Below are 13,183 nucleotides of genomic sequence, written 5' to 3' on the forward strand. Positions count from 1 at the left end.
ACCCCGGATTAAAATACAAGTGGGGAATTGATATCACATTAACATCATGTTTTACTGGCTTCACGATTTCATCTGCTGTTTATCCCGCTGCGCGACTCCGGTTTGCGCACTAAGTTCCCCTGTCTAAGGGATTCCCCTAGGCACAATCAGGTCCAACCTGATATTCCCGTTATCCAATAGCCATTAATGTGACGCCATTCTCATTGCTGAACGGAGTCAGGCTTTTGTGCGCGACCACAGGACATCGGACCTGCAGCCTTTCGGCCGATCCCACCCGTGCAATCGTTTACGAATTCACCTTCGCTGAACGGCACGGGCGTGTATTCGCGCGTCCGTCCGCGGTCGACCTTGAGATCCAGCCGTTCGCCATACGCGGTTTCCTTTCGCCTGACATGATGTTGTGGAGATAAGCATGCCGAACGATCGTAGGAACTGGAGTCAACGTCTTCCCGAACTTCTGATCGAGGCCGAGACACTGCTGGCCAAGTCGGAGGAATGCCTGAGCCATCTGCAATTGATCAACAATGACAAGGACGCCATCGATTGCATGCTCAGCACCTTGCTGAAACTGGCAAACAAGACCAATGCCCTGGCGCTGGAAGCCGTTTCGGAGTTTTCCCTGCATATCCATGGCTTGCTCAGTCATGCGCAAAACCACATGGAATTGCATGACCAGGCCCTGGATGCCTTGAAGGATTGCTTCACCCTGATGGCCTGGCAATTGGAACTGGTCGACCACACCACCGGCCAGTTGAGCCTGGACAACAGCGAACAAACGTCCTTGATCGAGGCATTCGCTTTCCAGGTCGGCCAGAGTCCCGACCAGGCATTGGCCGCGTCACGTCCACTGGCGCTGGTGTCTTATCCCCAGAAACAAGCCTGACACGATGGCAATGCGCCTGCTCCCCAGTGCTCTCACGGCACCATGCCGAGCGCGACCAACGATAGGCGAAGTGGTACTATCTCCCGCGTCAGCCACTTCCAGGCAGCGCCGTAATAGCCGCCAACCGAAGCTGCCTTCGACTTGAAACGTTTACCCGACCCGGCCTGTCAGATGCGCTGACCGGCCTGCCCGCAGCGAACATTCATTGGCTCCATCCGCTATGCACGCCAGCCTCAAGTCATTCATCACCTGGCCTCCCTCCCGAGAAAACGCCCGTCGCTTCACATTATTATTGTGCATGTGCTCGACCCTCGGCTGCCTGCTGACCTACCTGTACGCCCACACGGTGCCGCTGGGCCTGCTGGCCGTGAATGTCGCGGCCTTGAGCTGTGTCTGGATCCACCATCGATTGTCGCGCAAGTCCATCAAGTTCCAGCCCCAGGAGCTGGCCGAGCGGTTGCTCGAGGTCCAGGAGAATGAGCGCCATCGGCTCAGCCGCGAATTGCACGACGACATTGGCCAATTGCTGACCGCGGCGAAACTGCAAGGCGAATGGCTCAAGCGGCGGATGCCGGAAGAATTGCAAGGTCAGTGCGCACTCCTGTGCGAAACCCTGGACGAAACCCTCAACAAGGTCCGCGACGTATCGGCGATCCTCAACCCCAGGGAGCTGACCAGCCTCGGGCTTGAGGCCAGCCTGCGGGCGCACCTGCTCAAGACCCTGGCCAACGCCCCGCTGAAGTGGAGCCTCGATTGCCAGCAGCGCATGACCGGTATCCCGGAGGAGATGTCAGTCGCGGTGTTCCGGATCACCCAGGAAGCGATCACCAATATCTTGCGCCATGCCCGGGCGACGAATCTGCTGGTACGCCTGCAACGCCAGCCCGACGGCCTGACCCTGCTGATCAGCGACGACGGCCAGGGATTTGTCCCGGCCAGCCACCCCGCTCGCGAAGGTCAACGGGGCATGGCCGGCATGTTGGAGCGGGTCGAACAATTGGGCGGCACCCTCAAGGTCGTGAGCGAGGCCGGCAAAGGCACGCACATCGAAGCACGCTTTCCCTGGGCGCCGCGTGCCCTGGAGCGAGCCAGTAAGAATAAGGTTCTCCTTTGATTTGTAATTTGCTCCTGGTAGATGACCACTCCCTGATCAGGGCCGGCGTACGAGCTCTGGTCATGGATATCCCGGACTATGCCGTGATCGGCGAAGCCAATGACGGCACACAATTGGTGGAACTGGTAGAACGACTGAACCCCGACATCGTGCTGCTGGACATTTCCATGAAGGACACCAGCGGCCTGGATGCCTTGCAACAGCTCAAGCGGGTGCGCCCCCACAGCAAGGTGCTGATCCTGTCGATGCATACGGATCCTGCGCTGATCATGCAGGCGCTGGAATCAGGCGCCCATGGCTACCTGCTCAAGGACACCACCGCCACCGAGCTGAAACACGCCCTGGAAGCGTTGCGCAATGACGAACGCTACCTGAGCCCGGCCATCGCCCACACGGTGATCAACCAGGCGCTGACCCGCGTCCAGAAACACCAGCCGGACCCTGCCCAGGCCCATAACCTGACGGCACGCCAGCTGGAAATCCTGCGGCTGATCGTGCGCGGCAAGTCCACTCGGGAAATTGCCAATGGGCTGAACCTGAGCGTCAAGACCGTGGAAACCCACCGGGCGCAAGTCATGAAGCGCTTGCAGATCCATGACGTGGCCGGCCTTGTGCTGTTCGCGGTGCGCGAGCAAATCATCAGCCTGGATGACTGAGCGCCGTCGCGCCGCCCAACAGCGGCGAATCGGACGGCAGGTGCAGCCGCAGCGCCTTCGGGCGGACAGTGAAGCGCAGGGTGTCGACCTGCAACGGTTCGCCATCGAGGTTGATGTCCAGGCCTTGCGCGACCTTGATTTCCACCCATGGCAAGCGCGCGCGGACAAACATGTTGTCGATGCCCAGGCCGCCTGCCAGCAAGTCCTTCAACGTACTGACCACTTCCTGGGGCGCCGGCAGGATGCTGATGTCCAGCAACCCATCATCAGCCAACGCTTGCGGGCACAGCACATGGCCTCCCCCCGCCTGCCGGCCATTACCGATGCCCAGCGCGAGCAAATCGCCCTGCCAGTAAAAATCGGGGCCCTGCAACTCACCATAGGCGGTACTCAGTTCACTGAATCGGGACAGGCCCGTGAACAGGTAGGCGGCGCCACCCAAGACCTTCTTGAGATCCTCGGAGGTGTTCGCCGTCACCTGGCTGCCAAAACCGCCAGTGGCCATGTTCAGGAAAATCCGCCCACCGACGTCACCCACATCAACGGCCTGGGGCGCAACGTCCAATAGATCCAGGGCCTGCGCGGGTTCCAACGGAACACCCGCCGCCCGGGCGAAATCATTGGCCGTGCCCAGCGGCAGCAGTACCAGGCTGGCATCGCTGGACTTGTGGACGATCGCCTCGGCGATATCACGCAAGGTTCCATCACCGCCGCCGGCGATCAGTCGCGTATAACCGGCATCCAGGGCTTCATCGACACATCGCTGGGCATCACCGGCTTCCCAGGTCAACCGTACCGCCAGCTCCCAGCCCTGTTCGCGCTTGAGCATCACTGCCGAGCGAACCTCTTCGTTGAGCGCTTGCTTGCCATGCAGAATCAACAGCGCCTTGCCTTTGCTCATCGTGGTCTCCGTCATTGGAAGGTTCAGGCATGGGACCGCTCATTGGCGCGAAAAAGCCCGGCGCGTCTCAATTTATTAAACGAGCAGGACGACTGGTCCGATCGACACGCCCTGATTCGAAGAGTTTTCTTACAAGATCTGGCGAATCAGCTCAATTGACCCTCTAGCGGTATTGAGACACCTTGGCTTCATGTTTTGCTGGATCGCTTAAACCCTCATCACACAAGGAAGCATTCTCCCATGGATGGATACGTCACGGCCCGCAGGGGCCGGATCAGTCGCTCGAACAGTTATGGCCAAGGGGATGGACCGTCCCATGCATAACCGTGAATACAAGCTGTCGCCCCGGCCGCTCGCGTCCTTTGGAAGCGGGCGGGCCGATACTCGAAACGAATGCAAAAGTTGCAGTAATCCCGTTGGAGGAATTGATTTGGAACCGCGCGTCGTTGAACTGGAAACCCACCTCAAATACATCCGCAAAGACATGGATGAAATACGCACCGACGTCAAGGTGATCCGCCACAGGCTGGCCTATTCGGCTGGCGCCGCGGCGGTGGTGCTCGGTTTGCTGGGCTGGATTGCCAACAATCGATTCGATCAGTTGGTGACGCTGCTCACGCGGTAAAGGTGAGGCGCGCAAAGGCCCGGACGTCCAACCCGGGCCGGAGAACACCTGCCAGGTGCTAGCCCAGGATTTCGCTCAAGGGAATGAAGCCCACTTCGTTGCCCTCCACCAGCGTCTGCCCTTCGAGCACCTCGACCAACCCATCGGCCCAGGCCGCGCTGCGCAGAACACCCGAGCTCTGGTTTCGGTAGATGATCGCTCGACCATTCTCCATACGGCCTCGCAGGTATTCTCGGCGACTGCCCGCCTTTGGCCAGGCGAAACCGGCCGGCACCTTGAACTTGAGTGGCGCCACCGACTGAACGCCTTGGCGTCTCAATAGGTAAGGCCTTGCCAGCAGGGCAAACGTCACGAGGGTCGAAGCGGGGTTTCCAGGCAGGCCTATGACCGGCACGCCACGGTAATGCCCGAACGTCAGCGGCTTACCCGGTTTGATGGCGAGTTTCCACAGCGCCAGCTCGCCGTCCTCGCGCAAGGCGATCCCCAGGAAGTCCGCCTCTCCCACCGATACCCCCCCGGTGGACAGGATCAGATCGACATCCGATAACTGTGCCAGGCGCTCGCGGGTGGCCGACAAATCGTCGGGCAGGATACCCGCGTCAACCACTTCACAGCCCATGCGTTGCAGCCAGCCACACAACAGCACGCGGTTGCTGTTGTAGATCTGGCCAGGACCCAACGCCTGACCGGGCTCGACCAGTTCATCGCCCGTGGACAGGACGGCGACGCGTGCCTTGCGCACCACCTCCAGCGATGCACAGCCCAAGGATGCCGCCAAGCCCAGCTCGATCGGCCCCAGGCGAGTCCCGGCAGAAAGGACTTGCTCGCCAACGGTGGTCTCCTGTCCCTGGGGACGAATGTTCTGCCCACTGACCATGGGCTCGGTAAACCGCACCCGCTGGTCGCTTTCAACCACGGCGTTTTCCTGCATCTCGACGCAATCGGCTCCGGCAGGGACTGGCGCCCCCGTGAAGATCCGCGCGCAGGTACCAACGGCCAACGGCTCCGGAGCCTGGCCGGCGAAAATCCGCTGGCTGACCACCAACGGCTCGCCATTCCAGTCCGCCAGCCGCAAGGCATAGCCATCCATGGCGCTGTTGGGCCATGGCGGCAAATCAAGGGTCGATACCAGGTCCTCGGCGAGCACTCGCCCTGACGCCGCGGCCAAAGGCAAATGTTCGCGCTGAACAATCGGTGTGGCCGCCGCCATCTCGAGCAGCCGCTCCAACGCCACCTCAACGGCCATCAAGGCGCCGGCCTTGCCCGGTTTACCCACGGGATTCACAAGGGGCTGCCTGTTTCAAATGGGCCACGAAGTTGCACGGACGATGCCGCACATCCAATTGTTCGGCCAGGATCCCATCCCATCCGGTACGCACCGCATTGGTCGACCCCGGCAGGCAACATACCAGCGTGCCATTGGCCAGGCCCGCCAGCGCGCGGGACTGCACAGTGGAAGTGCCGATGTCGGCCACTGATATTTGCCGGAACAACTCGCCAAACCCATCGACCTGCTTGTCCAGCAGACACGTGACGGCTTCCGGCGTGCTGTCACGCCCCGTGAAACCGGTGCCGCCAGTGATCAGCACCACTTGCACCACGTCTTCGGCAATCCAGGTCGCGACTTGCGCCCGGATCTTGTACAAATCATCTTTGAGCAGGACCCGCGCCGCCAGGTTGTGGCCAGCCGCCGTGAGCCGATCGACGAAGACCTGCCCGGACGTATCGGTTTCCAGGGTACGGGTGTCACTGACTGTCAGCACCGCGATATTGAGCGGCACGAAAGGTACATCAGCCTTGGCTTTCATAGGCTCGTCCAGTTGTAGAGGAAACAGCCCGGTGTTATATCACAGCGCTTCATTTTTTCGCCCGTGCGGAGACACGCCATGACCTCGATTACGCCGCTGCCATCCTGCTCCATTCTGCTCTTGGCGGGTGGCCGCGGGCAACGCATGGGCGGACAGGACAAAGGCCTGGTGCACTGGCAAGGCGAACCGCTGATTGCCCATATCCATCGCCAGACTCGCGCCATGAGCGATGACCTGATCATTTCCTGCAACCGTAATGCGCAACGTTATGCAGCGTATGCCGATCAGTTGGTGCATGACGAGGAAGGTGACTTTCCCGGGCCACTGGCGGGCATCCGGGCAGGTCTCAAGGCTGCGAGGCACCCGTATTTGCTGGTGCTGCCGTGCGACGTGCCGCAGGTCGACGCCAGCCTGCTCGACAACATGCGCAGGACGGCCAGCCAGCACCCCGATCAGCCATTGATGGTGCGGCACGGCGAGCATTGGGAACCGCTGCTGTGTGTCATCCCGTTGGCCCTGGCAACGAGCTTCGAAAAAGCCTGGAGCGAAGGCGAGCGCAGCCCCGGTCGGGTTATGCGCGCGCTGCACGCCGTTGCCTTGCAATGCCCCGCCGACGATCCGCGGCTGGCCAATCTGAACACCCCGGAGTTACTGGTCCGACATAAAGGCGTGTCAGATTGACACTAGCCAGGAACTTGCGCGCAATGTATACGTCTGAAGGTCAGTAACTTGAAGAATCCATTTCGGAGAAACACCATGACACAACGGACCCTCGCCACGTTCATGCTCGCTCTGGGCCTCGCCACCCTTGCCGGGTGCGCTTCGCCAACAGTGATCACCTTGAATGACGGTCGCGAAATCCAGGCCGTCGATACCCCTCATTACGATGAAGAAAGCGGCTTCTACGAATTCGAGCAACTGGATGGCAAGCAGACTCGCGTGAACAAGGATCAGGTTCGTACCGTTAAAGACCTGTAATCTTCAACGCTACCGCCAGATACGAAAAGCCCGCAGCATTTGCGGGCTTTTTTATGCCTGGTCGAAAACCATGGGCACTACCACTGCAATGTAATCTCGCTCTGGAATACACGCTCCTGGCCAGTGACCGGGTCGATGAAACGCAGCCCCTGTGCCAGTAGCTTGAGCGGGTTGGCGTAGTCGTCCTCGGCGTCCCGAAGCACGTCAGGGTAAAACGGATCGTTGCAGATGCCCGCTCCCAGGGCATTCATATGCACCCGCAACTGGTGTTTCTTGCCCGTGACCGGAGACAACCCGTAGCGCCACAGGTCACCGTGCCTTTCCAGGACTTCGATGGCCGTTTCGGTATTGGGCTCGCCAGGGCCTTCCTGCATCCGAAAGAACGGCTCACCATCGATCATCCGACTTCTATGCACCCGGGGGAAGGTCAGCCCAGGCAACGCGCGGGCAATGGCCTGGTAGCGCTTCTCGATCTGCCGCGTCGGGAATAACGACTGATACGCCGAACGGGTGTGCGGATTGGCGGAAAACAACACCAGCCCGGCTGTGTGCCGGTCGATGCGGTGCAGGGGCACCAGATGCGGGTTGTCCAGCCGCCGGATCAGCCTCCGCAACAAGGTTTGCTCGACGTATTCGCCCGCCGGAGTGACAGGCAGAAAATGCGGTTTGTCTGCCACCACCAGATGTTCGTCGGCGTACAGGATCGACTCCACCACCGGGATCGGCTTCTCGTCGGGTACTTCACGAAAATAGTGGATGCGCAGGCCTTCGCGGTACGGCAAGTCGACATGGATGGCCTTGCCCTCCCCGTCCAATACCCTGCCCCGGGCGATCCGGTCCAGCCACTGCTCGCGACTGATGGCGCTGAAATGCTCGCACAGGCACTCCAGCACCGTCGGCCAGGAACCGGGCGGCAGATACAGCGTACTGGCCTGATGATCAGCGGCGGAAAACGGTGAACCGGACATTGAAAACTCTCAGGCGTTTTTGCAGGGCGGCATTATCCGACAGTCACACCGGTCAGCCCAGCGATGATTGCTTTACGCCGTGACCGACGTCGATTTGGCCGCCGCTTCGGTGAACTCCTTCAACCAGCGCAGCACGTCCACCGCCTCCCAGCGGCCTGGATCGTACAGCGCATACAGCAAACCCTGGTAACCCACCACATCCAACTGTTTGTGATAGCCGGCACGCTGGAACAACGCTTCGATCTCGGCGAAACAGGTGTTGAAATGCAGTTTATTGAAAGGCGTCTTGCCTTCGGTCACCAGGCCATCCAGGCGCAGCTCCAGGACCGCCTCACGCACAACGTCCGCGGACATCCTGTTTACGCTGCTTTTCAGTTGTTCGACATTGACCAAGGGGGTGCACTCCAGATAGCTGTATGAACATACAGTAACCGAAGCTCGCTACTTTCGCCAACCGCTGTCTTGGGAACCGAAGGACGAACCGTTCAACGGAGGAAGGTCACGATCTGTTCGGCCTCGAAGGGCCAGTCCAGCTCGGCACCGGTATCCAGCCTGCGCAGCACGGGGATACGCAGGCCATAATCGTCCACCCAGGCTTGACGTTCCGAAATATCCACCAGCTCCACCAACAATCCATGTTCGACGAAAGGTATCAGTTCAGCTTCGGCGACCTCACAAAGATGACACCCCAGGGTGCCGAACAACTGGCATTCAGGAAGCATGGCGGGTAGACCCAAAAAAGATAGACGGTCATTCTAGGCCCGCCTCGGAAAACCGTCGAGTCGCTGGCTCGCTTCCGGGTGTTTCGGTAAAACGCTGATGCAAATCACTGAACATAAATGCTTTTCCAGCGACGCTGGTCACGTTTTCCCCTCTACGCTGTGCGTTGTAGCCTTGAAACGGAGTTCCCCTTGTTTGCCAACCTGCTGATCATCCTTGCCTCGTCCCTGGTGGTCATCGCCCTCTTCAGGCGGCTGCGCCTGCCGCCCGTACTGGGTTATCTCTGTGTCGGGCTGGCGGTCGGGCCTACCGCGCTGGACTGGGTCAACGACAGCGAAGAACTGCCAGACCTGGCCGAGCTCGGGGTGGTGTTCCTGTTGTTCTCGTTGGGGCTGGAGTTTTCCCTGTCGAAAATGCTCGAACTGCGCCGGGTCGTGTTCGGCCTCGGCAGCCTGCAGGTGTTGTGTTCGGGGGCGCTGCTGGCGGGATTGCTGGCCGTGTGCGGCGCGCCGGTGATCGCCGCGCTGCTGCTCGGGGCGGGGCTGGCCTTGTCCTCCACCGCCATTGTCAGCAAGGAGTTGACCAGCCTGGGCGAGATCTTCAGCAGCCACGGCCAGAACGCCATTGGCGTGTTGTTGTTCCAGGACGTCGTCGCGGTGCTGCTGTTGACCCTGGTGCCGGTCTTCGCCGGCAGCAGCGAGCACCCGTGGTACTGGGCGCTACCGCTGACCCTGGGCAAGACGCTGGTGTTGTTCGGTGGCCTGCTGCTGGCCAGCCGGCTGCTGTTGCCCCGGCTGTTCCATGAGGTGGCGGCGTCCCGGTCCGCAGAACTGTTCGTGCTGCTGGCCCTGGTGATCGTGCTGCTGACGGCATGGCTGACCCACTTGCTCGGTTTGTCGCCGGCCCTGGGGGCATTCCTGGCGGGCATGTTGCTGGGGGAAAGCCACTACCGGCATCAGATCGAAGCCGACATACGCCCATTCCGCGACATCCTGCTGGGGCTGTTTTTCGTCAGCATCGGCATGCTGATCGATCTGCAAATGTTCCTCGATGACGGCCTTTTGATCCTGGGATTGACCCTCGGCTTGATGCTCCTCAAGGGCTGCGTGGTCGCCACCCTGGTGAAATGGCGCGGCAGTGATGGAGAAACCGCCTGGCGCAGCGGCCTGGCCCTGGCCCAGGGCGGCGAATTCTGTTTTGCCTTGATGGCGCTGATGCAACAGAACAGTCTCATGCCCGCCGACATCAGCGGCCTGCTGCTGGCCGCGACATTCTGCTCGATGCTGCTGACGCCGCTGTTGCTGCGTGCGGCGCCGCGCATCGCCGCGCGCCTGCATCGCAAACCCAACGAAGAGGCGCAACTGGACCAGATCAGCGCACTCAATGCCGGCTTGTCGGATCACGTGGTGATTTGCGGCTACGGGCGCGTCGGCCAGTCCATCGGGCGCTTCCTGCGCCGCGAAGGCCAGGCGTTCGTCGCCCTGGATGACGACCCGGTGATCATCCAGGAAGCCACCGTCGGGGAAAACTGCGTGCATTACGGCGATTCGCGACGGGGTGACCTGCTCGCCGCCGTTGGCTTGAGCCGCGCCAGGCTATTGGTGATCGCGGTGGACAAGACCGACATCGCCATCACCGTGCTCAAGGCGGCCCGGCGGGTCAACCAACAGGTACCGATCCTGGTGCGCACCCGCGACGACAGCCAATTGGCCGAGTTGCAGGCCGCCGGGGCCAGCGAAGTGGTCCCGGAACTGTTGGAATCGAGCCTGATGCTGGCGTCCCATGCCCTGATCATGCTCGGCCTGCCCGAACAACAAGTCCGGCATCATGTGGATCAGGTCCGTCACGACCGTTATCGCCTGCTCCACGGTTTTTACCCTGGCAACCAGGACAAGGAGCCCTAGTGTCCTGTATCACAAATACTGTGCAACGATCAGTCCTGGCTGACCGCGCCAATCTTGTGAATCGACAGGTCGGCGCCGTAATACTCTTCTTCCTGGGTCAGGCGCAGCCCCAGCACGGCCTTGATCGCGCCATAGACCGTGAACCCACCGGCCAGGGCGACGACAACACCCAGCGCCGTGCCGATCAACTGGCTGATCAGGCTGACCCCACCCAGGCCGCCCAGGGCAGCCTGGCCAAAGATGCCACAGGCAATGCCACCCCAGACCCCGCACAACCCGTGCAGCGGCCAGACGCCGAGCACGTCGTCGATCTTCCACTTGCCTTGGGCCGCCGTGAAGCACCAGACAAACAAGGCACCGGCAATGGCACCGGTGGCCAGCGCCCCCACCGGGTGCATCAGGTCGGAACCGGCACAGACCGCCACCAACCCGGCCAGCGGGCCGTTGTGCAGGAAGCCTGGGTCATTGCGCCCGACAATCAATGCCGCCACGGTACCGCCCACCATGGCCATCAACGAATTGACCGCCACCAGCCCGCTCACCCCAGGCAGGGTCTGGGCACTCATCACGTTGAAACCGAACCAGCCGACAATCAGGATCCACGAGCCCAAGGCCAGGAATGGAATGCTCGAAGGCGCGAACGCCACCAGGCGACCATCCCGGTAGCGGCCATTACGCGGCCCGAGCAACAGCACTGCGGCCAACGCCAGCCAGCCGCCCATGGCGTGCACCACCACGGAACCGGCGAAGTCATGGAAACTGGCGCCGAACCGAGCTTGCAGCCAAGCCTGCAAGCCAAAATTGCCGTTCCAGACCAAGCCTTCGAAAAACGGGTAGACAAACGCCACGATCAACACCGTGGCGCACAACTGCGGGGCGAACCGTGCACGCTCGGCTATACCGCCGGAAATGATGGCCGGGATCGCGGCGGCAAAGGTCAGCAGGAAGAAGAACTTCACCAGGCTGTAGCCATGATCGGTGCTGAGTACCGCCGCCGGCTGCAGGAAGGTCACGCCGTAGGAAATCCAGTAACCGACAAAGAAATAGGCCAGGGTCGAGACCGCGAAATCGCTGAGGATTTTCGACAGCGCATTGACCTGGTTCTTCTGCCGGACCGTTCCCACTTCAAGGAACGCGAATCCGGCATGCATGGCCAGGACCATGACTGCGCCGAGCAGGATGAACAGCGTATTGGAGCTGTGGACCAGACTGTCCACGGCACTTTGCATATTTTCCATGGTGTTGGCAGACCTGAAAAAGTTGAAAAAAGCACCAAACCGGTTCGCTCGCCCCACGGACGCACCAAGTTGAAACGACTCATTGACCACAAACAGGCCATTGAACTGCTTTGGTGCGTAGATCGGGCAAAACGAAGTCCCGCTTCGAGGTGCTTCGCGGGTTTTGATTATTTGGTTAAGGTTTTACGGGCTTTCGCCCAGCTTCAGCGCACTGGCACAGGCTGACGCACCAGTACATGGCAGAAGCCTGAGCAAAAGTTGTACCAGTCACTTGCACTGAACCTTCCGGCAAGGCTCATACTCGAACGCTTCAGACGTCACTTACGGAGATTCACCCATGGCCAGAACCCAGGCAAAGACTGCTCAAGAAATCCTGATGGAAGATTTTCAGACGCTGGTCAGCGACACGGAGCGCTTGCTCGATCACACCGCGACGCTGGCAGGCGATCAGGCCGATGCGCTGCGCGGCCAGATCCACGAAACCCTCCTGCGCGCCCGCGAAACACTCAAGCTGACCGAAGACTCCATGCGCGAACGCGGCCAGGCTGCTGTAGTCGCCACCGAGGAATACGTACAGGCCAACCCTTGGCAATCGGTAGGCATTGCCGCGGGCGTTGGTTTTCTGATCGGTCTGTTGGCGACACGGCGCTGATCATGGGTATCGACGAATCCGGCTCGTCCGAAGCGGGCACACAACCCACAGCGCGCCGCCTGGGCGCGGCATTTCTTGGCTTGCTGCACAGCCACGTCGAATTGTTCGGCATGGAGTTGCAGGAACAGAAGGCTCGCACCGTCAGCCTCCTGCTGTTCGCCGGCCTTGCGCTGGTGTTCGGCTTGCTGCTGTTGGTCGGGCTTTCGGCGCTGGTGCTGATCCTGGTATGGGACACCTATCGCCTGTCGGGCATTATCGGCCTGTGCCTGTTCTACCTGCTGGCGGCCCTGTTCTGCGGTCTTCGGCTCAAGGCCGCGATCTACGACGAGTCCTCTCCTTTCAACGCCACCCTCGAAGAACTGGCCAATGACCGGGAGCGCCTGCTGCCATGAGCCTGCCTGATATTCCCCAAGCCCGGACACGACAGGAAATGCGCAAGGCACTGGTGCGCCTGCGCATGGAAATGCATCGCCAGGAAATCCGTCAGGAGACACGCCAATTGCTGCAACCCTTGCATCGGGTGCGCGGCTTGACGCAAAGCTGGCACGAAGGTTTCGGCATCAAGCATGCGCCACTGTGGGGCGTGGCGGCGGTGTCCCTGCTCGGCTTCCTCACCGGCAAACGGACCCGCCATGGCGGTGGCGGTGGCTTGACAGGCCTGATCCGTCTGGCGACGACTTTGCTGCCGTTGGTCAAGCTGGCCAAGGACCTGCGCAAACCCTGACGACCGACACCC

At 60.9% G+C, this 13,183-nt stretch carries 17 protein-coding genes; 10 read left to right on the top strand and 7 right to left on the bottom strand.

The features are described from left to right. Positions 1-412: 412 nt before the first annotated feature. The 3 genes from AO356_RS02960 (at position 413) to AO356_RS02970 (ending at position 2,653) form a co-directional block, all read left to right on the top strand. The gene (locus AO356_RS02960; RefSeq protein ID WP_060738514.1) at positions 413-883 is read left to right on the top strand and encodes a hypothetical protein; all 471 of its coding nucleotides are present in this window, start codon (positions 413-415) and stop codon (positions 881-883) included. Positions 884-1,103: 220 nt separating this feature from the next. After that, positions 1,104-1,997: a sensor histidine kinase gene (locus AO356_RS02965; protein WP_060738515.1), complete on the top strand. Its 894-nt coding sequence runs from the start codon at positions 1,104-1,106 to the stop codon at positions 1,995-1,997. Then, positions 1,994-2,653, top strand: coding sequence for a response regulator transcription factor (locus AO356_RS02970; RefSeq protein WP_060738516.1), 660 nt, complete (start codon positions 1,994-1,996; stop codon positions 2,651-2,653). Before AO356_RS02965 ends, AO356_RS02970 begins: the two co-directional genes overlap by 4 nt. Here the strand turns inward: AO356_RS02970 and yegS are convergent. After that, positions 2,637-3,554, bottom strand: a complete 918-nt coding sequence (yegS, locus tag AO356_RS02975) for a lipid kinase YegS (RefSeq protein WP_060738517.1) — start codon at positions 3,552-3,554, stop codon at positions 2,637-2,639. The two genes, AO356_RS02970 and yegS, sit on opposite strands and share 17 nt — an antisense overlap. Before the next feature lie 316 nt (positions 3,555-3,870). Here yegS and AO356_RS32955 point away from each other — a divergent pair, with 316 nt between their 5' ends. Then, positions 3,871-4,179 (top strand): hypothetical protein, encoded by a 309-nt coding sequence (locus AO356_RS32955; protein ID WP_237140801.1) that lies wholly within the window; start codon positions 3,871-3,873, stop codon positions 4,177-4,179. Positions 4,180-4,237: 58 nt separating this feature from the next. Here AO356_RS32955 and glp read toward each other — a convergent pair whose 3' ends face one another. Continuing rightward, positions 4,238-5,425: a gephyrin-like molybdotransferase Glp gene (gene glp, locus AO356_RS02985; protein WP_162491249.1), complete on the bottom strand. Its 1,188-nt coding sequence runs from the start codon at positions 5,423-5,425 to the stop codon at positions 4,238-4,240. Positions 5,426-5,447: 22 nt separating this feature from the next. Beyond that, entirely contained in the window at positions 5,448-5,987 is a 540-nt protein-coding gene (gene moaB, locus AO356_RS02990) for a molybdenum cofactor biosynthesis protein B (protein ID WP_053120541.1), read from the bottom strand. A gap of 78 nt (positions 5,988-6,065) precedes the next feature. On the opposite strand from moaB, the gene mobA reads away from it, so the two are divergent. Both mobA and AO356_RS03000 read left to right on the top strand, forming a co-directional pair. Further along, positions 6,066-6,668, top strand: coding sequence for a molybdenum cofactor guanylyltransferase MobA (gene mobA, locus AO356_RS02995; RefSeq protein WP_060738520.1), 603 nt, complete (start codon positions 6,066-6,068; stop codon positions 6,666-6,668). Positions 6,669-6,743: 75 nt separating this feature from the next. Then, positions 6,744-6,965: a YgdI/YgdR family lipoprotein gene (locus AO356_RS03000; RefSeq protein WP_003199454.1), complete on the top strand. Its 222-nt coding sequence runs from the start codon at positions 6,744-6,746 to the stop codon at positions 6,963-6,965. Between the two features lie 77 nt (positions 6,966-7,042). Here the strand turns inward: AO356_RS03000 and AO356_RS03005 are convergent, their stop codons facing one another. The 3 genes from AO356_RS03005 to AO356_RS03015 all read right to left on the bottom strand — a co-directional run bounded on the left by AO356_RS03005 (position 7,043) and on the right by AO356_RS03015 (position 8,655). Further along, the gene (locus AO356_RS03005; RefSeq protein WP_060738521.1) at positions 7,043-7,933 is read right to left on the bottom strand and encodes a pseudouridine synthase; all 891 of its coding nucleotides are present in this window, start codon (positions 7,931-7,933) and stop codon (positions 7,043-7,045) included. A gap of 72 nt (positions 7,934-8,005) precedes the next feature. After that, positions 8,006-8,326, bottom strand: a complete 321-nt coding sequence (locus tag AO356_RS03010) for a hypothetical protein (protein WP_060738522.1) — start codon at positions 8,324-8,326, stop codon at positions 8,006-8,008. Between the two features lie 92 nt (positions 8,327-8,418). Beyond that, positions 8,419-8,655, bottom strand: coding sequence for a glutaredoxin family protein (locus AO356_RS03015; protein WP_060738523.1), 237 nt, complete (start codon positions 8,653-8,655; stop codon positions 8,419-8,421). A gap of 189 nt (positions 8,656-8,844) precedes the next feature. Between AO356_RS03015 and AO356_RS03020 the strand changes: the two genes are divergently transcribed. After that, positions 8,845-10,557 carry a cation:proton antiporter gene (locus AO356_RS03020; protein WP_060738524.1) on the top strand — a complete coding sequence of 571 codons (1,713 nt, stop codon included), beginning with the start codon at positions 8,845-8,847 and terminating at the stop codon, positions 10,555-10,557. A 29-nt stretch (positions 10,558-10,586) separates the two neighbouring features. On the opposite strand, the gene AO356_RS03025 is transcribed toward AO356_RS03020, so the two are convergent. Beyond that, on the bottom strand, positions 10,587-11,795 hold the full coding sequence (locus AO356_RS03025; protein ID WP_060738525.1) for an ammonium transporter: 1,209 nt from the start codon (positions 11,793-11,795) through the stop codon (positions 10,587-10,589). 337 nt (positions 11,796-12,132) lie between these two features. Between AO356_RS03025 and AO356_RS03030 the strand changes: the two genes are divergently transcribed. From AO356_RS03030 to AO356_RS03040, 3 genes are read left to right on the top strand one after another with little or no spacing between them, the layout of a single operon-like run. Next, the gene (locus AO356_RS03030) at positions 12,133-12,447 is read left to right on the top strand and encodes a DUF883 family protein (protein ID WP_060738526.1); all 315 of its coding nucleotides are present in this window, start codon (positions 12,133-12,135) and stop codon (positions 12,445-12,447) included. Between the two features lie 2 nt (positions 12,448-12,449). After that, a complete protein-coding gene (locus AO356_RS03035) occupies positions 12,450-12,839 on the top strand; it encodes a phage holin family protein (protein WP_060738527.1) in 390 nt (129 codons plus the stop codon). Next, positions 12,836-13,171 carry a hypothetical protein gene (locus AO356_RS03040; protein ID WP_060738528.1) on the top strand — a complete coding sequence of 112 codons (336 nt, stop codon included), beginning with the start codon at positions 12,836-12,838 and terminating at the stop codon, positions 13,169-13,171. Before AO356_RS03035 ends, AO356_RS03040 begins: the two co-directional genes overlap by 4 nt. The last annotated feature ends 12 nt before the right edge of the window (positions 13,172-13,183 follow it).

Source organism: Pseudomonas fluorescens (assembly GCF_001307275.1).
Taxonomy (GTDB): Bacteria; Pseudomonadota; Gammaproteobacteria; order Pseudomonadales; family Pseudomonadaceae; genus Aquipseudomonas; species Aquipseudomonas fluorescens_AA.